The following is a 16,420-nucleotide window of genomic DNA, read 5'->3' on the forward strand; positions in this document are numbered from 1 at the left end:
GGGACCCTGTGGGAGAGTAGGACGCCGCCGAACAATCATTGTGGGAAAGCCCCGCACCAGCCCTTCAGGGTTCGGTGCGGGGCTTTTCTGCGTTCGGGGTCAATTGGCATTGAGGATTTCGGGTCATGGATCAGCATGTGATGCGTCCCGTACGGGCCGGCGAGTGGCGGCAGGTGAAGGAGCTGCGGATCGCCGCGCTTCGGGATCCGGCGGCGCCCGTGGCATTCCTGGAGACGGTGGAGCAAGCGGAGTCGCACCCCGATCTCTTTTGGCAGCGGCGGGCCGAGGGGGCTTCGCACGGGCGACGTGCCCGGCAGTTCGTTGCCGAGGGGTCGGACGGGGTGTGGGACGGGGGCGTGACCGTGCTCGTCGAGGAGGCCGGGAGCGTCGATCTCTTCGGGCAGGCCGTCGAGCAGGGGCAGGGGCACCTGGTGGGGGTGTTCGTGCGGGCGGAGCAGCGCGGCAGCGGGCTGGCCGAGGCGTTGCTGGCGGCCGCGGTGGAGTGGGCGTGGGCGTTGGAGGAACCGGTGCTGGAACGCGTGCGGCTCTTCGTGCATCGGGACAACGCGCGGGCCGCCGCCTTCTACCGGCGGTGCGGGTTCACCGCGAGTGGGTGGACCGTGGTGCTGGACTCGGGGCAGGAAGAGCACGAGTACCTGGTGCGGCGGACCGGTTAGGGCAGGTCGAAGGAGGCCCGGGGCCAGCGGGCTCGGGCCTGCTCGCGGCTGCGGCACAGGGCGAGGAGGGGGAGCGTGTCGTCGTCGAGGAGCTCCGGGAGCTCCGGGATCGGGGCGACGGCCGCGACGTCCTCCAGGACCAGGGTCAGTGGTGGGTCGAGCCGACCGTGGGATGACCGTGCGGCCATGCGCCGGCCGTGCTCGACCACGCTGGAGGTGAGGGCGGTCAGAAACGGCATCGCACCCGGGTGGGAGCGGGGGTCTTCGAGGGGTTCTCCCACTACGTAGAGGCTGCCCCCCTCGGTCACGAACGAAGCCAGGGTGAGCGAGTCGGTTCGGTTCGGGTTGCACGCCTCACGGATGTGGATCGACGTGAGGGAACTCAGGGCGCGGGCCGTCAGCTGGAGGGCTTGTTCGCGGCGTTCCGGGTGGGAGGTGAGGGCGCTTTCCAGCTCGCCCGCGGTGCCCGGGGCGGCTCGGGGGTGCGTGCGGAGGATGCGTACGGGGTCCTGGGCGGAGGTGCCCTGGGCCCAGCGGTGGAGCTGTTTGAACGGGCGCTCTTCGAGCGCGGCCGCCTGGAGCCAGCTGCGCAGGAGGGTTTCCGCGGTGTCCGCGAGTGCGGAGTCGATGCGGGCCTGGGGGCGCACGGGGGCCAGCAGGGCCACGGCCCGGGCAGCGGCCGTGTCGCGGTCGGCGCAGCCCTCTGCGGGGTTCCAGTGCATCCGGGCCGGGGTGTCGCACAGGTGCGAGGGGTCGTAGAGGAGGACCGGGCCGAGTTTGGCGCGGGCGTCCTTGGTTTCCGACCAGAGCGCCGGGGAGGACGTGACCACCAGGAGGGCGCCTTCGGCTGCCGTGATGGCGTCCGCTGCGAGTTGGTGGCGGGTGGTCGGAGCGTCGTAGGCCAGACGGGTCGGGGTGCGGGTCGTCGCGGTGGTGGCCGCGGGCGTCGCCGGCGTGGGGGTCGGGGCGTAGCCGAAACCGTAGCGGTAGGCCTCGTCCACCGGGGAGGGGCGTGGTGGCAGGGGAGCGGCGGGCGCCGGTGTGGGTGCCGGGACGGGGAGGGCGGTGGGTGCGGGCTCAGGAGCCGGGGCCGGGGCCGGAGCCGGGGTCGGGGCCGGGGCCGGGGTCGGGTGGGGCATCGGGGTCGCGGCGGGCGGCGGTGCGGCCGGGCGGGGGTGGGGTGCCGCGCGGCGGGCCTTGGTGCGGGCCACCACGCCCAGAGTGAAGATCGTCAGGACCAGCAGGACGAGGAGCTGGCCGATGAACAGGCCCCAGAACAGGCCCCAGCCGGGGAGCGCGGAGGGGGCGGTGGTGGGCCAGGCCGCGGCGATGTCGTGCGGCTCCGCTATCAGGGCGCGGACGGCCTCCGGGGTGCTGCGGAAGGTGACGGTGTCCGGCCAGGCGCCCTTCGAGAAGAGGGCGGCGAGGCCGGTGGCCGACCAGACCAGGACGGCGAGCCCGAGGAGGAAGGCCAGCAGGCCGACGAGGAGTCCGTCGGGGACGCCGCCGGCTCGCGCCGGCGGCTCCGTACGTCCGGGTTGGCGCATGGTCAGGCCACCGTGGTCGCTGAACCGGGGCCGCCGTGACGGTGGCGTTCCATGTACAGGGCCCTTTCCTCCGCTTCGAGTTCGGCTGCGAGGAGTTCGTCGGGGAGCTGCGGTCCGGAGGACTCCGTCATCGCGCGGTCCGTGTAGACGAGGGGGCGTTCGGCTTCGGTGATCAGGTGTTTGACGACCTGGACGTTGCCGTTGACGTCCCAGACGGCGATGCCGGGGGTGAGGGTCGGGATGATCTCCACGGCCCAGCGGGGCAGGCCGAGTACGAGGCCGGTGGCGCGGGCCTCGTCGGCCTTCTGGGCGTAGATGGTGCGGGTGGAGGCCATCTTGAGGATGGCCGCGGCTTCTCGGGCGGCCGCTCCGTCGACGACGTCGGAGAGGTGGTGGACGACGGCGACGAAGGATAGGCCGAGGCGCCGGCCGAACTTCAGCAGGCGCTGGAAGAGTTGCGCCACGAAGGGGCTGTTGATGATGTGCCAGGCCTCCTCGACGAGGAAGATGCGCTTCTTCCGGTCGGGGCGGATCCAGGTGTGTTCCAGCCAGACGCCGACGATCGCCATGAGGATCGGCATGGCGATGGAGTTGCGGTCGATGTGGGAGAGGTCGAAGACGATCAGCGGGGCGTCGAGGTCGATGCCGACGGTGGTGGGGCCGTCGAACATGCCGCGCAGGTCGCCGTCGACGAGGCGGTCGAGGACGAGCGCCACGTCGAGGCCCCAGGCCCGGACGTCGTCTATGTCGACGTTCATGGCTTCCGCGGACTCGGCTTCGGGGTGGCGGAGCTGGTCCACGATGTCGGTGAGGACGGGCTGGCGGTCCTGGATGGTGGCGACGACGTAGGCGTGCGCGACCTTGAGGGCGAAGCCGGAGCGTTCGTCGAGGCCGTGGCCCATGGCGACTTCGATGATGGTTCGGAGCAGCGCGAGCTGGCCGGTCGTGGTGATCGCCGGGTCGAGGGGGTTGAGGCGGATCCCGTCGTCGTTGGCGGCGATGGGGTCCAGGCGGATGGGGGTTATTCCCAGCTGCTGGGCGATCAGGTTCCACTCGCCGACGCCGTCCTCGCCCTGCGCGTCGAGGACGACGACCTGACGGTCGCGGAAGCGGAGCTGGCGCAGGACGTAGGTCTTCTCCAGCGCCGACTTTCCGTTTCCGGATTCGCCCAGCACCAGCCAGTGGGGGGCCGGGAGCTGTTGGCCGTAGAGCTGGAAGGGGTCGTAGATGTAGCCCTTGCCGCTGTAGACCTCGCGGCCGATGATGACGCCGGAGTCGCCGAGGCCGGGGGCGGCGGTGGGCAGGTAGACGGCTTGCGCCTGACCGGTGGAGGTGCGTACGGGCAGGCGGGTGCTTTCGACCTTGCCGAAGAGGAAGCTGGTGAAGGCGTCCGTCAGAGCGGTCATCGGATCACGCATGGGCGGCACTTCCCTCCAGCTAGCGTCGGATGCCGGTGGCGAACGGCAGGGTGTTGACGAAGGCGCGGTGGTGCTCGCGGTCGCACCACTCCAGCTTCAGGTAGGACTTGCCGGCGGAGGCGCGGATGGTGCGCTTGTCGCGGGCGAGGGCTTCCGGGGATCGCGAGGACACCGTGATGTACCCGACCAGGTTGACTCCGGCAGCGCCGCTGGCCAGATCTTCACCCCTTTGGTCCAGCCGGCCGTGGGCGGCGATGTCGCGGGGGTCGACGGTGCGGTTCATCTTGGCGGCGCGGGAGGCGTCGGCCTCGTCGTTCGTCTTCTCGGTGAGCATGCGCTCGATGGCGATCTCGGTGGGTTCGAGGTCCATGGTGACGGCGACGGTGCGGATGACGTCGGGGGTGTGGACCAGGAGCGGGGCGAGGAAGTTCACGCCGACCGGGGTCATCGGCCATTCCTTGACCCAGGCGGTGGCGTGGCACCAGGGGGCGCGGGTGGAGGACTCGCGGGTCTTGGCCTGGAGGTAGGTGGGTTCCACGGCGTCGAGTTCGGCGGGCCAGGCGTTGCGCTTGGTCATGGCCTGGATGTGGTCGATGGGGTGGTCCGGGTCGTACATGGAGTGCACGAGGGAGGCGAGGCGGCCCTGGCCGAGGGGCTGGCGGACGCGGATGTCGGCTTCGGCGAGGCGGGCGCAGATGTCGGTGAGCTCGCGGGCCATGACGATGGCGAGGCCGGAGTCGCGGTCGAGCTTGCGGCCCTTCTGGGGGCTGGAGGCGCGGGCGATGGTGACGGCTTCGGCGGCCAGGTCGCGGGTGTAGTGCATGCAGGCCACGAGGTAGGCGCGGTGCTGCTCGGAGGACGTCGACACCATCGACTGGAGTTGGTCGTAGGAGTCGCGGAGCCAGACGGGGGCGTGGGTGTCGCCGCGCTGGGCGACGTCCTTGGCGTGGGCGTCCGGGTCGGCGGGGAGGGTGCGGGCGAGCATTTGGAGGCGGGTGACGAAGCCGTCGCCGTTCGCCACGTGCTTGAGGAGGGTGCCGAAGCGGTCGACGAGGGCTTCCTGGTCCTCGCTGTCGCGCAGGCCGACGCCGGGGCCCTCGATCTCGATGGCGGCGGTGACGGTGCGGCGGTCGGCGTGCAGGAGGACGGCGATCTCGTCGGGGCCGAAGGGTGCGGCGAGCCAGTTGATGCGGCCGATGCCGGGGGGCGGGCCGACCTCGACCTCGCGGCCGTCGGCGGCGCGGGTGCCCGCTTCGACGGCGGAGGAGCGGTAGGTGGCGCCGCGGCGCAGGATGCGCTTGTAGCTGCGGCTGATCTCGAACCAGCGGTAGAAGGTGCGGCCCTTGTAGGGGACGTACACGACGGCGAGGGCGAGGATCGGGAAGCCGACGAGCGCGACGATGCGCAGGGTGAGGTCGGGGACGAGCAGGCCGCTCATCATGCCGAAGAAGGCGCCGGTGATGATCAGGGCGATCTCGCCCGTCTCGCGGTTCTTGCCGACGATCGCGTTCGGCCGGGCGCGGCCGATGAGATAGGTGCGGCGGGGCGTGATCGGGTGGAGCTGGTGGGACTGGGTCGTCAACGCCCGTCACCTCCTGTGTTCCTCGTCGTGCTGGAGCCGGTGCGGGGCGGGGGTGCGGCGGGGGGGACGGATCCGCCGCCGGAGCCGCGGCTGCTGTGGGCGGCCATGCCTCCGGAGATCTGGTTGCCGCCGCCGCTCCCGCCGCTGCCGCTGTCGGCGCGGTGGGCGCCGCCGCCGCGGCTGCTGTGGGTTTTGATGCCCTGGGAGACGAGGGAGGCCGGGGAGCTGATGACGGCGGCGGCCTGGGCGCCGTCGGTGGCCTTGGAGCGGTTGGTGCGGGCGGAGGCGATCTCGTCGCCGAAGCCGGGGACGAAGCGGTAGATCATCGCGGACGCGAAGATCGCGAGGAGGATGATCGCGAGTCCGGAGACGACGGCGGAGAAGGCGTCGGGGCCCTTGTCGCCGGCGAGGGCGCCGGCGAGGCCGAGGACGATCACGATGACCGGCTTCACGAGGATGACGGCGATCATGATGCCCGCCCAGCGGCGTACGTGGCCCCACATGTTGCGGTCGACGAGGCCCGCGTAGACGACGGTGCCGAGGAGGGCGCCGACGTAGAGGAGGGCGGCCCGGATGACGAGTTCCAGCCACAGGATGCCGGCGGCGAGGACCGTGACGAGGGAGACGACGATCAGCATGATCGGGCCGCCGCCGATGTCCTCGCCCTTCTTGAGGGCTTCGGTGAAGGAGCCGAAGAAGACGTCGGTCTGGCTGCCGGTGGCGGCGGCGATGACCTCGGTGACGCCGTCGGTGGCCGAGACGACGGTGTAGAGGATCAGGGGGGTGAAGGCGGAGGCGAGGACGGTCAGCCAGAGGAAGCCGATGGCCTCGGAGAGGGCGGTGGTGAGGGGGACGCCGCGGACGGCTCGCTTGGCGACGGCGAGGAGCCACAGGACGAGGGTGAGGATGGTGGAGGCGGCGAAGACCACCGCGTACTGCTGGAGGAAGGCGGGGTTGGTGAAGTCGACGTTGGCGGTGCCTTTGACGGCTTCGCTGAGTTTGCCGACGATCCAGGCGGCGGCGTCGGCGCAGCCGCGGGCGAGGGAGGAGAGGGGGTCCAGGGCGCCGGCGGGACTGTTGGAGGGGAGGCCCGCACCGGGAGAGCTGCCGGGGGTGGCAGGGTCCCCGAGCTCGCAGTACTGCTTGGAGGCTCCGCTGAGTGCCGCGCACGGGTCGGTGCTGGTTTGCGGTGAAGGCGTGGGGGATGGCGTGGGAGCTGCGTAGGCGCGCGATGCGAGGGTCACCACAACCAAGTGGACGGAGGCAACGACCGCCGTTCGGCGCAGGAGGCTAGCGGGCATAGGTGAAGCCTCCGAACTCCTTGACTGCTTTGCTGATGTCGTCGGACGAGGAGGCGGCTACGTCGCCGGGGACCGGTGCGGGGCCGCTCTGTTGCCCTTCGGAGACGACCTTCCAGTCCCCGCCGGTCCAGATGAGCTCGAAGGTCCAGGTTGCCCACGTGGTGTGAACGGGATCGATGGACTTGGTCCCGGACATGCCGATCAGGCCAGTGCACCAGACGGCGACCTTCGTGGCGCCCGCGGAGTAGTTCTCGATGCGGGTTCCGACCGGGACGGTGCGGGTGACGAACGTGCTGCCTTGAGGTGCGTTGCCGTTGGCGTCGAGCCCGAGTCTGGTGAGGAAGGCGGATGAGTACGCCTCGTCCTGGGGGCCCTTCAGTCGGGCTGCGGCGTCCGGTGTGAAGATGCCGTCGACGAGGGCGTGCCGGGTTTCCTTTTTGAACATCGCGTCCGAGCCGAGGGCCACCGCGAAGTTCGCCGCCGCTGATTGGGCGCCTTGTTCGTCTTGGGTGAAGCCCTTGGGGATCTGGCCCTTGGGAGTGGTGACGGGCGGGACGCCTGTCGCGGAGGTGGCGTTGTCCGTCGGGGGTTTGTTCGAGGCTTCGGTGGGTGGGGGGTCCTGGGACTGGTTCGCGAAGGCGATGGCGGCGATGAGGAGGACCACCACGCCGACCACCGTGACCAGGCCGCGGGAGGCGCGGGGGGTGCGGCGGGGGGTGCCGTAGGAGTCGGAGGGGGAGTCCGGGAGGCGGGTGCGGGTCTGGCCCGTGCCGCCGACCTCGCCGTGGCTTCCGCCGCCGCCGTACTGGTCGTCGTTGCTCATTCCGTGTCCGCCCCCTCCGCCTCGTACGACGGTAGCGCTCGTTCCCGCGCGGACGCGGTGTGGTGATTCGCCATCAGGGACGACGGCCGCCGGGCTGCACGGCTAGACGGCCATTCCGTAGACGATCGTGAAGAGGGTGCCGAGGGAGCCGATGATGAAGACGCCCGTGAGGCCGGCGACGATCAGGCCCTTGCCCTGTTCCGCGCTGAAGGTGTCGCGCAGGGCGGTCGCGCCGATGCGCTGTTTGGCGGCGCCCCAGATGGCGATGCCGAGGCAGAGGAGGATCGCAATGGCCATGACCACTTCGATCATGACCTTCGCTTCGTTGCCGAGACTGCCGAACGGCCCCCAATTCGGGGCGATTCCGCCGATGATGGTGGTGATGTCGCCCTTTTCCGCTGCCAGGATCATGTAACTCACCGCCCCTGTATGGGTAGTTCCGGTAGCCCGTGCCCGTCGGCAGGGGTCACGCACTATCTTCCCTGATGAAACCGCCGTCGTCGTCGACTTGGTGGCTCTCTTTACCCGATCTCCCGGCCCGCGCCCCGCCCGTGCGCTCTGACCTGGGCGGGGGTGGGGTGCATGCGAAAGAACGTATGGTCACTCTGTGTATCACGGGGGGTGACCTCGGGCAATGATTGGCCGTTCGCCGTGCGGTGGGCCGGGTGAGGGGCGGCCAATCGGCGCATCGGTGTCGTGTGTCGCGGCTGGGTGTCGCGGTCGTGTGTCGCCGCCCTGGGCGATGCCGCGCGTCGTGGGGGCGAACCGTTCGGCCGGGTCGTTGGCGTCGTCCGATGGTCCGGCCATCGGTTCATCGTTCTGCGGCGGTCCTGTGCGCCCGTCCTGACGGGGTGTCGGGTCGGGGAGCGGGGCCGGCACGGGGGCGCGCGGGGGCATGAGGGGCGCGTGTGCGGGGGCGGGCGCTGCGCGGTCGGTCCGGTGTCAGTGGTCGGTCCGGTGTCAGGCGGGTGGCGCGGGCGTTGGGGCCACTGCCGGGCGGCCCCGGGCCGGCTACGTCCAGTGGGGCGGGCGGGTGAGGGTCGGGGGGATGCGGGTGGCCGGGTTGCCCCGGGCGGCGTTCAGCTGGGGTTGGGTGAGGAAGAGTGCGTCGCGCAGGTCGGCGTCGCGGAGGTTGGTGTCGCGCAGGTCCGCGCCGATCAGGTCGGCGCCCCGCAGGTCGGCTCGGTGGAGGTCGGCGGCGATCAGGTAGGCGCCGCGCAGGTTCGCTCCGCGCAGGTCGGCGCCGGTGAGGCGGGCGCCCATCAGGTCGGCGCCGCGGTGGTTCTTCTTGCGGCCGGGCAGCGTGGCGCGGACGAGTTCGCTGGTGCGCAGGAGGAGGACGTTGATGTCCTGGCGGAGGGCGCCGACGTCGAGGGCGGCCAGGGTGGCGGCGTCCGAGCGGGTCAGGGCCTCGGTCCGGGTCAGGGCGCGGCGCAGGTCCGGGTGGGCGGGGGCGGCTTCCGGGCGGGTCAGCGACTCGGCGAGGTAGAAGAGCAGCTCGTGGAGCTGCCGCATCACCGGGAGGACCTCGAACATCGGGGTCCTGGTGTCGGGGTGGGCGCGCCAGTCCCGGCCGCCGAAGGTGACCTGGGAGACCTGCTGGCCGGCTCCGAAGCAGTCGAAGACGGTGCAGCCCTGGAAGCCCTCGTCGCGCAGGGCGGTGTGGATGCCGCAGCGGAAGTCCTGCCGGAGGTTGGTGCAGGGGGTGCCGGCCGGCTTGTTCACCGCGAAGTCGGTCGACTTCGCGAACGGCAGGGCGACGCAGCAGAGCGCGAAGCAGCGGGAGCAGTCGGCCTGGAGGACGGGAAGAGCGGTGGTGGACACCCGGCCATTGTCCCCGGAGCGGGCGGGGTCCGACGAGCGGTCGGGTGCGGGGTGCCGGCGGGAACGGGCGCGGGCGGGCGGGGGGCGGGTGCGGCGGGACGGCGCGGGTGCGGGCGGTCGGGTCTCGGCGGGCGGGCGGAACGTCTTGATCCGGCGTGGGGAGAGCGGTGAGCATCCGTACATGACAGAAGTGATCGCAGTCGCCGTCATCACCCTGCTCGCCGTGATCAGTCCCGGCGCGGACTTCGCCATGGTGGTCAGGAACAGCTATCTGTACGGGCGTCCGACGGGGCTGTTCGCGGCCGTCGGGGTCGCGGCGGGGGTGTTGGTGCACGTCTCGTACACGATGCTCGGCGTCGGCCTGCTGATCGCCTCCTCCACCGCGCTGTTCACGGCGATCAAGCTGGCGGGCGCCGCGTACCTGGTGTGGATCGGGATCCGTACCTTCCGGGCGCGGGCCGAGCTGACCGTGGACCTGGAGTCGAAGCCGGGGCTGACGCCGCTCGGGGCGTTGCGGTCGGGGTTCTTGACGAACGTGCTGAATCCGAAGACCACGCTGTTCGTGGTGTCGACGTTCACGCAGGTCGTGAACCCGGGTACGTCGACGTGGCAGCAGGCCGGGTACGGGTTGTTCATGGCGGCGGCGCACCTGGTGTGGTTCGGGGCGGTGGCGCTGTTCTTCTCGGACGCGCGGTTGCGCGAGCGGATGCTGAGGGCGCAGAAGGCCCTGAACCGGGTGATCGGTTCGGTGCTGGTGGGGTTGGGCGTCGGGCTCGGCCTCGCCCGCTGACCGGGCCCGCCGTGCCGGTCGCCGCGGTGGGGTGGGTGGTGCCCCGGGTTACCTGTCGGTAGCGTGCCGTGGCATGGATGTGGGCGACGGGTTCTACGAGCGGGTCGACACCGGGCGGTTCCGGGCGGGCGAGGCCACGCGCGGGCCGTGGGACGTGGGCTCGCAGCACGCCGGCCCGCCGGCCGCGCTGCTCGGGCGGGCGGTCGAGGAGCGGCCGGGCGGGCGCACGGACATGCGGATCGCGCGGATCACGTACGAGATCCTGCGGCCGGTCCCGATCGGCGCGCTGGAGGTCATCACGAGCGTGTTGCGGGCCGGCCGCGGCACCGAGGTGGTCGAGGCGGCCCTCGTACCGGAGGGCGCCGACGCGCCGGTGATGCTGGCGCGGGCGCTGCGGATCCGGATCGCCGGGGAGTCGGTGCCGGCGGTGGCCCCGGGGGCGCTGCTGCCGCCGCCCGGGGAGGTGGCGGTGACGCCGTTCTTCCCGGTGCCGTGGGAGATCGGCTACCACTCGGCGATGGAGAGCCGGTTCACCGACGGGGCCTTCACCGAGCTCGGGCCGGGGACCTGCTGGATGCGGATGAAGGTGCCGCTCGTGGCGGGGGAGGAGGTCCGGCCGCTGGACCGGGTGCTGGTCGCCGCGGATTCCGGGAACGGGATCGGGTCGGCGGTGGATTTCGGCCGGTACGTCTTCGTCAACGGTGACCTCAGCGTCCACCTGCACCGCCACCCGGTCGGCGAATGGGTCTGCGTCGAGGCCCGTACGAGCGTGGACGCGGCGGGGATCGGGCTCGCCGACTCCCGCCTGCACGACGAGAAGGGTCCCATCGGCCGCGGCGCGCAGAGCCTGTTCGTCGCTCCGCGCGGATAGCCGGCCGCCGGCGTCAACCCGCTTGTCGCGCACGGAAGTCGGTGTGGCAGTCTCGGCCGGATGGAGGCGCTGAGAGACACCGACCCCCCTCACATCGGGGCGCACACCCTGCTGGCCCGGATCGGGGCCGGCGGCATGGGGCAGGTGTACCTGGGCCGCTCGCCCGGCGGCCGGCTCGTCGCCATCAAAGTGATCAGGGACGAGATCACCGGGCATCCGGAGGCGCTCGCACGGTTCCGCCGCGAGGTCGGGACGGTCCGGGCGGTGCGTTCCGCGTACACGGCGAACCTGATCGACGCCTCGCTCACGGCGCCGCCGTACTGGCTGGCGACCGAGTACGTCGCCGGGCCCACCCTCGCCGACGCCGTGCGCGAGCGCGGGGCGTTGCCGGCCGACACCTGCCGCAGACTGTTCGCCGCGCTGGCGGAGGGCCTCGCGAGCGTCCACGCGTACGGGGTGACGCACCGGGACCTCAAGCCGCAGAACGTGATCCTGGGCGTGCAGGGTCCGCAGCTCATCGACTTCGGCATTGCCAGGGCGGCGGCGCAGACGGCCCTGACCCAGTTCGGCACGGCCCCGGGCACGCCCGGGTACACGGCTCCCGAGGTGCTGTTGCGCGGTGAGGTCGCGGACGCGGCGGACGTCTTCGCGCTGGGCGCGACGATCGCGTACGCGGCGACGGGCCGGGCGCCGTTCGGTACGGGCGAGCCGACCGCGGTCAACTTCCGCGCGGTGCACGGCGAGATCGACGTGACGGGTGTGGAGCCCGGCCTCGCCGCCCTCATCGGGGCGTGCGCGGCGGTGGAACCGGGGGCGCGGCCCGCCCTCGCCGAGGTTATCCGACGCTGCGCCGTGGACGCGGCGCTGGTCGACGATCCGGTGTACGCGACGTTCCTGGCGGCGGGCGCCGAGCCGGCTCGGGGGCTGCCGGTCGGGCTGCCCGGGGGGCTTCCCGCCACCGCCGGGCCGGGGCTCCTCCGGGGACCGGGCGGCTACGTGCCGACGTACGTGCCCCCGCTGCCGGTCGGCGCGCCCGGAGCGGCGCCGTCGGGCCGTCGGCGTCCGCCGCGCTGGGCCGTGGTGCTCACCGCCTGCGTCGCGGTCGGCGGGCTCGCCGCGGGCGGGTACCTCCGGCTGCGGGACGAGGGCGGCGGGGCCGCGGCGGACGGGGGAGGGGCGGGCGCGCCGTCCGCCTCCGCCCCGGCCGGGCAGCGGCCCGCCGGGGGGTCGAGCCCGTCCGCGTCGGGATCGGCGTCCGCCCCGGCGACGGGTGCCGAGGGTACGGGGGCGGTTCCCGGCCGCATCCGGGCGACGAACCCGTCGCGGGACCTGTGGACCGGTACGGCCGCGGGGAAGGGGCAGTGCAACCTGCCCGCAGAGGAGCAGTCCCGCTACCTGGTGGCCTCGGTGGTGGACGCCGACGCCCCGGACGCGGCGCCGGGCGCGGTCACGGGCAAAGCCAAGATCAACGTGATGCTGAAGCCGTACCACCAGGAGAAGGGGCCGTACCTCGTCGCGGTCGGGATCAAGCCGCCGCACGAGATCGACCCGGTGACGGGGCGGCCCTTCGCCGACGTCCTTTCGGAGAACAAGGGCATCGGCTACACCAGCAAGCCCGTGGACCTGGCGGCGAAGGCCGCCGCGGGCGGCAGCGTCGCGCTCACCTATCCCGATGACTTCGCCGAGGAGTTCATCGACGGTCAGGGGAAGTCGCGGAGCCTGGCCGCCATTCCGGTCGCCAACGATCCGGGCGGCTGGACGGTGGTGTTCTACCGCGTCAGGGGCCTCACGGAGTACACCAGCATCTTCTGCACCGGCTTTCCGGTGAAATAATGCGAACACAGTGCGACGAATGCCCTGTCAGGGCTCTTGCCATGAGGCAGTGTTGACGGGTGCGCAAGTTCTGGATGGCAAGCGGGATCGGCATCGGCGTGTGCCTGAGCTTCATCGCGCTGCTCGTCGTGGGCACGTACTCGGCGGCGGCCGGCATCATGAACGGCGGCAAGCAGGGCGCCGTGGGACTGGTCAAAGGGGCGGTCCCGGCGATCTACCAGCCGCTGGTGGAGAAGTGGGGAAACCTCTGCCCCGCACTGAATCCGGCCCTGTTGGCGGCGCAGTTGTACACCGAGAGCGGCTGGAAGCCCGACGTGGTGAGCCACGCCGACGCGCGGGGCATCGCCCAGTTCATCCCGGGCACGTGGGCCATGTACGGGGTCGACGGAGACGGTGACGGCGACAAGGACATCTGGGACCCGAAGGACGCCATCCCGGCGGCGGCGACGTACGACTGTCAACTCGCCAAGGACGTCGCGAAGGTGCCGGGCAACTTGTCCGACAACATGCTCGCCGCGTACAACGCCGGTCCCTACCGCGTGATCAAGGCGGGCGGCGTGCCGCCGATCAGCGAGACGCAGGGCTACGTGAAGGCCATCCGGTCCCTGGAGAAGAGCTTCGCGCGCCCCCTCGGCCGGGTCGCGCCCTCCCAGCAGGCCGCCGGCGCCATCTACTTCGCGCAGAAGCAGCTCGGCACCCCCTACCTGTGGGGCGGCAACGGCACCCCCGACCAGGACGGCCGCTTCGACTGCTCCGGCCTCACCAAGGCGGCGTACGAGACGGTGGGGATCGAGCTGCCGCGCGTGGCGAACGACCAGTACAACGCCGGATCGCACCCGTCGCGCGCGGAGTTGCTCCCCGGTGATCTGGTCTTCTTCTCCGACGATCTGACGAATTCCCGTGAGATCCGGCACGTCGGCATGTACGTCGGCGGCGGCTACATGATCAACGCCCCGTTCACCGGGGCGGTCATCCGCTTCGACAAGATCGACACCCCGGACTACTTCGGTGCGACGCGGGTCACCAAGGACGGCGCGGAGGCCCTTCCGGAGCGTACGCCCGCCGCCCCCGCCGCCGGCAACTCTCCGTGAACCGAAGGCCTTGAGCTGCGACGATGAGTCACTCTTCGATAACGTTGGAGTGATCATTCGGTGGAGAGTGGAACGGACCTGTCAGAACGGGCGTTCCATGGACACGGGGGTTGATCGACGGGGGTTGAAAAGGGTGCGCGGCGCAGCGTGCCCGCTGGGGACCTAGGCAAGGGGCCGCGTCGCATGGCTGGACTCACAAGTGGTGGGCCGAATGTGGATGTCGGCCTGTTGTACGAGGTCAACGGCCTTGCCCGGCACGTCCCCGAGGGGGTCGATCGGGCCGTGGGCCTCCTCGCGGAGTACGGACTTCCGCTCGCGCTCGTCCTGTTGGTCCTGTGGTGCTGGCACGGTGCCCGGAACCAGGACGAGGCCACCGCCGTCGAATCGTTCGCCGCGCTCGTCTGGGCCCCGCTCGCCGCGGCCCTCGCCCTGGTCGTGAACGTCCCGCTGCGCGAATTCGTCGCCCGGCCGCGCCCGTTCGTCCAGCACGAGGGCCTCGACGTGTTCGCCCTCGGCCAGGGGCAGGGCGCCGGCTTCTCCTTCGTCAGCGGCCACGCCACGTTGACGATGGCCCTCGCGGTCGGCGTGTTCCTCGCGCACCGCAGGCTCGGCCTGATCGGCATCGGCCTGGCCCTCACCGAGGGCCTGTGCCGCGTCTACATGGGCGTGCACTACCCGACCGACGTCATCGGCGGCTTCGCCCTGGGCACGGCCGCCGTGCTGCTCCTCGCGCCGCTCGCCATGGCCCTGCTGACCCCGGTGGTCCGCACGGTGGCCCGCACGCCCCGCCTCGGCCGGCTCGTCCGGGCCCGGGAACGGGTGGTGCCCCGGCCGGTGGAACTGGCCCAGCGGTCGGCGGAGAGCGACCTCGCGGCCTGATGCCGTGAGCCGGCCGGGTCCGACCGCGCCCTGACCCCGGCCCGCGTACGAGTCGCCGTGACGTCAGCCCGCGTACGAGTTCCACACCGCGAGCAGCCCCGCCAACAGCAGGCAGAGCCCCGCCGCGCCGAAGCAGAGCCGGACCGCCGCCGGACGGGGGCGTGGGGTCACCGGTCGCCGCCGGGGTCCGGGCCGTCGTCCCGGGTCGGCTCCTCGCGGCGGTAGCGGGAACGCAGCCACAGCCCGGTGGCCACGGCCGCGGCGGTGGTGACCCCGACGGCCAGCGCCACATCGGCCGGCCCGTCCGCCGAGCCCACGGGGCGGGCCCAGGCCGCGCCCGGGGTGAGCGCGATGATCAGGGCCCAGAGGAGGGCCGCGACGCGGGGAGCGGTTCCTGGCATGGGACCAGGGCATCCGCTCGCGCCCCGCCCGGCCACCCGGGCCGTCCGAACGGGCGACGCGCGCGGGTACGGGGCCGGGGCGGCTACCCCGCGGTGTGCCGGGTGGCGTCCCGTCTGGCCAGGTCACGGGAGCGGCGGGCGGGGCCCGTCCAACCGCAGCTGCAGACGGCCAGACAGAACGAGCCGCGTTCCGCGGTGCTCGTGGTGTGGCCGAGGGGTGGCTGTGCGGGGACCGCGGGGTGACGCGGCAGCGGCACTGCGGTAAACGGAGGGGCCAGGGTCGCCTTGGTGTGCGGATCCACGTCTCCACGGTACCCGGGCGCGCCCCCGTCCGGTACGGGCCCCGGCGGTCGGCGGCCCGTGACGGGAAACCCCGGACCTCGTTAACCGGAGCGGGTGGGGGCCTCGGGCAAGCAGGGTTCATGCGTTGGGGGTTGGCAGGCGATGGTGGTGCACCAGCACAGGCGGCGGCGCGGGCGTGCGGGTGAGGCGGTGGTCGCGGTCGGCATGGCGGTGACCGTGGCCGCGCTGGGCGCGTGCGGGGGCGGCGGATCCGGCGAGATCGCCGCGGGCGACGACGCCCGGGCGCCGCGCGACCCGGCCGCGGCGATCCGCGGGGCCGTCGACGCACTGGCCGGCGCCGGCAGCGCGCGGGCCCGTACGGCGATGGAGATGGCCACCGGCGGCACCCGGGTCACCATCCGGGGCGAGGGCGGCGTCGACTTCCGCAAGCGGATGGGCCAGCTCCTGGTGATGCTCCCGGCGGACGTGACGGGCAAGGCCGAGCACCGACCCATCACCGAACTCCTCGTCCCCGGCGCCCTCTACATGAAGAACCGCGGCGCGGGCGTCCCCGACGACAAGTGGGTCCGGGTCGACACCACCGCCCTCTCCGACGGGAACCTCGTCACCGGCGGAGCCACGGATCCGCTGACCGCCGTCGAGCTGCTGCGCGCCGCGCAGGGCGTCACGTACGTCGGTGAGGACGAGGTCGCGGGCACCAAGGTGTGGCACTACCAGGGGACGACGGACATCGGCGCGGCGGCGCGCAGTGCCTCGCCCGGGGTGAGGGAAGCCCTGGAAGCGGCGGCGAAAGGGTTCGGCAAGGACAGCGTCCCCTTCGACGTCTACCTCGACGAGGAGGGGCTGCTGCGCAAGGTCAGGCACCGTTTCACGTACGTCAAGAATGGCGTGATCGATGTCTCCTCGACCACGATGCTCTACGGGTTCGGCACCCCGGTCACCGTGGCATTGCCCGCAAGCGGGGACATTTTCGCCGGGAAGATCGCCGAGTAACCGGCCGGGCGGCCCGGACCGGTGCGTCCGGGCCATGGCCCCCTATCCGGAAATGGTCCATCCGTGTCATGCGCGCAACGGGGTGCG

General features: G+C 72.2%; 15 protein-coding genes. 7 read left to right on the plus strand and 8 right to left on the minus strand.

Features of this window, described 5'->3' with window-relative positions; genetic code table 11:
- Positions 1-125 precede the first annotated feature (125 nt).
- Positions 126-677 carry a GNAT family N-acetyltransferase gene (locus tag ACZ4XJ_RS31630; protein WP_362876610.1) on the plus strand — a complete coding sequence of 184 codons (552 nt, stop codon included), beginning with the start codon at positions 126-128 and terminating at the stop codon, positions 675-677.
- On the opposite strand, the gene ACZ4XJ_RS31635 is transcribed toward ACZ4XJ_RS31630, so the two are convergent.
- The 7 genes from ACZ4XJ_RS31635 to ACZ4XJ_RS31665 all read right to left on the minus strand — a co-directional run bounded on the left by ACZ4XJ_RS31635 (position 674) and on the right by ACZ4XJ_RS31665 (position 9,172).
- A complete protein-coding gene (locus ACZ4XJ_RS31635) occupies positions 674-2,224 on the minus strand; it encodes a type VI secretion protein (protein ID WP_468498182.1) in 1,551 nt (516 codons plus the stop codon). The genes ACZ4XJ_RS31630 and ACZ4XJ_RS31635 overlap by 4 nt on opposite strands.
- 2 nt (positions 2,225-2,226) lie before the next feature.
- Entirely contained in the window at positions 2,227-3,642 is a 1,416-nt protein-coding gene (locus tag ACZ4XJ_RS31640; RefSeq protein ID WP_383992221.1) for an ATP-binding protein, read from the minus strand.
- A 19-nt stretch (positions 3,643-3,661) separates the two neighbouring features.
- Positions 3,662-5,224, minus strand: a complete 1,563-nt coding sequence (locus ACZ4XJ_RS31645; RefSeq protein ID WP_468498183.1) for an SCO6880 family protein — start codon at positions 5,222-5,224, stop codon at positions 3,662-3,664.
- Complete coding sequence (locus tag ACZ4XJ_RS31650) at positions 5,221-6,525, minus strand: hypothetical protein (protein WP_468498184.1); 1,305 nt, start codon at positions 6,523-6,525, stop codon at positions 5,221-5,223. The genes ACZ4XJ_RS31645 and ACZ4XJ_RS31650 overlap by 4 nt, the downstream gene beginning before the upstream one ends.
- Positions 6,515-7,348 carry a DUF8175 domain-containg protein gene (locus tag ACZ4XJ_RS31655; protein ID WP_468498185.1) on the minus strand — a complete coding sequence of 278 codons (834 nt, stop codon included), beginning with the start codon at positions 7,346-7,348 and terminating at the stop codon, positions 6,515-6,517. The genes ACZ4XJ_RS31650 and ACZ4XJ_RS31655 overlap by 11 nt, the downstream gene beginning before the upstream one ends.
- Before the next feature lie 102 nt (positions 7,349-7,450).
- Positions 7,451-7,759: a hypothetical protein gene (locus tag ACZ4XJ_RS31660; protein ID WP_053676383.1), complete on the minus strand. Its 309-nt coding sequence runs from the start codon at positions 7,757-7,759 to the stop codon at positions 7,451-7,453.
- Between the two features lie 600 nt (positions 7,760-8,359).
- Positions 8,360-9,172, minus strand: a complete 813-nt coding sequence (locus ACZ4XJ_RS31665) for a pentapeptide repeat-containing protein (protein WP_362876616.1) — start codon at positions 9,170-9,172, stop codon at positions 8,360-8,362.
- Between the two features lie 181 nt (positions 9,173-9,353).
- On the opposite strand from ACZ4XJ_RS31665, the gene ACZ4XJ_RS31670 reads away from it, so the two are divergent.
- From ACZ4XJ_RS31670 to ACZ4XJ_RS31690, 5 genes are all read left to right on the plus strand, one after another.
- The gene (locus tag ACZ4XJ_RS31670; protein WP_362876617.1) at positions 9,354-9,962 is read left to right on the plus strand and encodes a LysE family translocator; all 609 of its coding nucleotides are present in this window, start codon (positions 9,354-9,356) and stop codon (positions 9,960-9,962) included.
- Positions 9,963-10,035: 73 nt separating this feature from the next.
- The gene (locus ACZ4XJ_RS31675; protein ID WP_468498186.1) at positions 10,036-10,833 is read left to right on the plus strand and encodes a thioesterase family protein; all 798 of its coding nucleotides are present in this window, start codon (positions 10,036-10,038) and stop codon (positions 10,831-10,833) included.
- Between the two features lie 60 nt (positions 10,834-10,893).
- Positions 10,894-12,666 carry a serine/threonine-protein kinase gene (locus ACZ4XJ_RS31680; RefSeq protein WP_468498187.1) on the plus strand — a complete coding sequence of 591 codons (1,773 nt, stop codon included), beginning with the start codon at positions 10,894-10,896 and terminating at the stop codon, positions 12,664-12,666.
- A 59-nt stretch (positions 12,667-12,725) separates the two neighbouring features.
- Positions 12,726-13,757 (plus strand): bifunctional lytic transglycosylase/C40 family peptidase, encoded by a 1,032-nt coding sequence (locus ACZ4XJ_RS31685; protein ID WP_362876620.1) that lies wholly within the window; start codon positions 12,726-12,728, stop codon positions 13,755-13,757.
- A 183-nt stretch (positions 13,758-13,940) separates the two neighbouring features.
- Positions 13,941-14,636, plus strand: a complete 696-nt coding sequence (locus ACZ4XJ_RS31690; protein WP_362876621.1) for a phosphatase PAP2 family protein — start codon at positions 13,941-13,943, stop codon at positions 14,634-14,636.
- Between the two features lie 167 nt (positions 14,637-14,803).
- Here ACZ4XJ_RS31690 and ACZ4XJ_RS31695 read toward each other — a convergent pair whose 3' ends face one another.
- The gene (locus ACZ4XJ_RS31695; protein WP_383992191.1) at positions 14,804-15,037 is read right to left on the minus strand and encodes a hypothetical protein; all 234 of its coding nucleotides are present in this window, start codon (positions 15,035-15,037) and stop codon (positions 14,804-14,806) included.
- Between the two features lie 444 nt (positions 15,038-15,481).
- Here ACZ4XJ_RS31695 and ACZ4XJ_RS31700 point away from each other — a divergent pair, with 444 nt between their 5' ends.
- Positions 15,482-16,333, plus strand: a complete 852-nt coding sequence (locus ACZ4XJ_RS31700; protein WP_362876623.1) for an SCO4651 family lipoprotein — start codon at positions 15,482-15,484, stop codon at positions 16,331-16,333.
- Positions 16,334-16,420: the final 87 nt, after the last annotated feature.

The sequence above is a fragment of the Streptomyces sp. NPDC029836 genome, assembly GCF_055574495.1.

Coding starts and splice junctions, on each gene's coding strand:
- ACZ4XJ_RS31630 (WP_362876610.1), top strand. CDS start 126: ATGGATCAGCATGTGATGCGTCCCGTACGGGCCGGCGAGTGGCGGCAG.
- ACZ4XJ_RS31635 (WP_468498182.1), bottom strand. CDS start 2,224: ATGCGCCAACCCGGACGTACGGAGCCGCCGGCGCGAGCCGGCGGCGTC.
- ACZ4XJ_RS31640 (WP_383992221.1), bottom strand. CDS start 3,642: ATGCGTGATCCGATGACCGCTCTGACGGACGCCTTCACCAGCTTCCTC.
- ACZ4XJ_RS31650 (WP_468498184.1), bottom strand. CDS start 6,525: ATGCCCGCTAGCCTCCTGCGCCGAACGGCGGTCGTTGCCTCCGTCCAC.
- ACZ4XJ_RS31655 (WP_468498185.1), bottom strand. CDS start 7,348: ATGAGCAACGACGACCAGTACGGCGGCGGCGGAAGCCACGGCGAGGTC.
- ACZ4XJ_RS31660 (WP_053676383.1), bottom strand. CDS start 7,759: ATGATCCTGGCAGCGGAAAAGGGCGACATCACCACCATCATCGGCGGA.
- ACZ4XJ_RS31670 (WP_362876617.1), top strand. CDS start 9,354: ATGACAGAAGTGATCGCAGTCGCCGTCATCACCCTGCTCGCCGTGATC.
- ACZ4XJ_RS31675 (WP_468498186.1), top strand. CDS start 10,036: ATGGATGTGGGCGACGGGTTCTACGAGCGGGTCGACACCGGGCGGTTC.
- ACZ4XJ_RS31680 (WP_468498187.1), top strand. CDS start 10,894: ATGGAGGCGCTGAGAGACACCGACCCCCCTCACATCGGGGCGCACACC.
- ACZ4XJ_RS31690 (WP_362876621.1), top strand. CDS start 13,941: ATGGCTGGACTCACAAGTGGTGGGCCGAATGTGGATGTCGGCCTGTTG.
- ACZ4XJ_RS31695 (WP_383992191.1), bottom strand. CDS start 15,037: ATGCCAGGAACCGCTCCCCGCGTCGCGGCCCTCCTCTGGGCCCTGATC.
- ACZ4XJ_RS31700 (WP_362876623.1), top strand. CDS start 15,482: ATGGTGGTGCACCAGCACAGGCGGCGGCGCGGGCGTGCGGGTGAGGCG.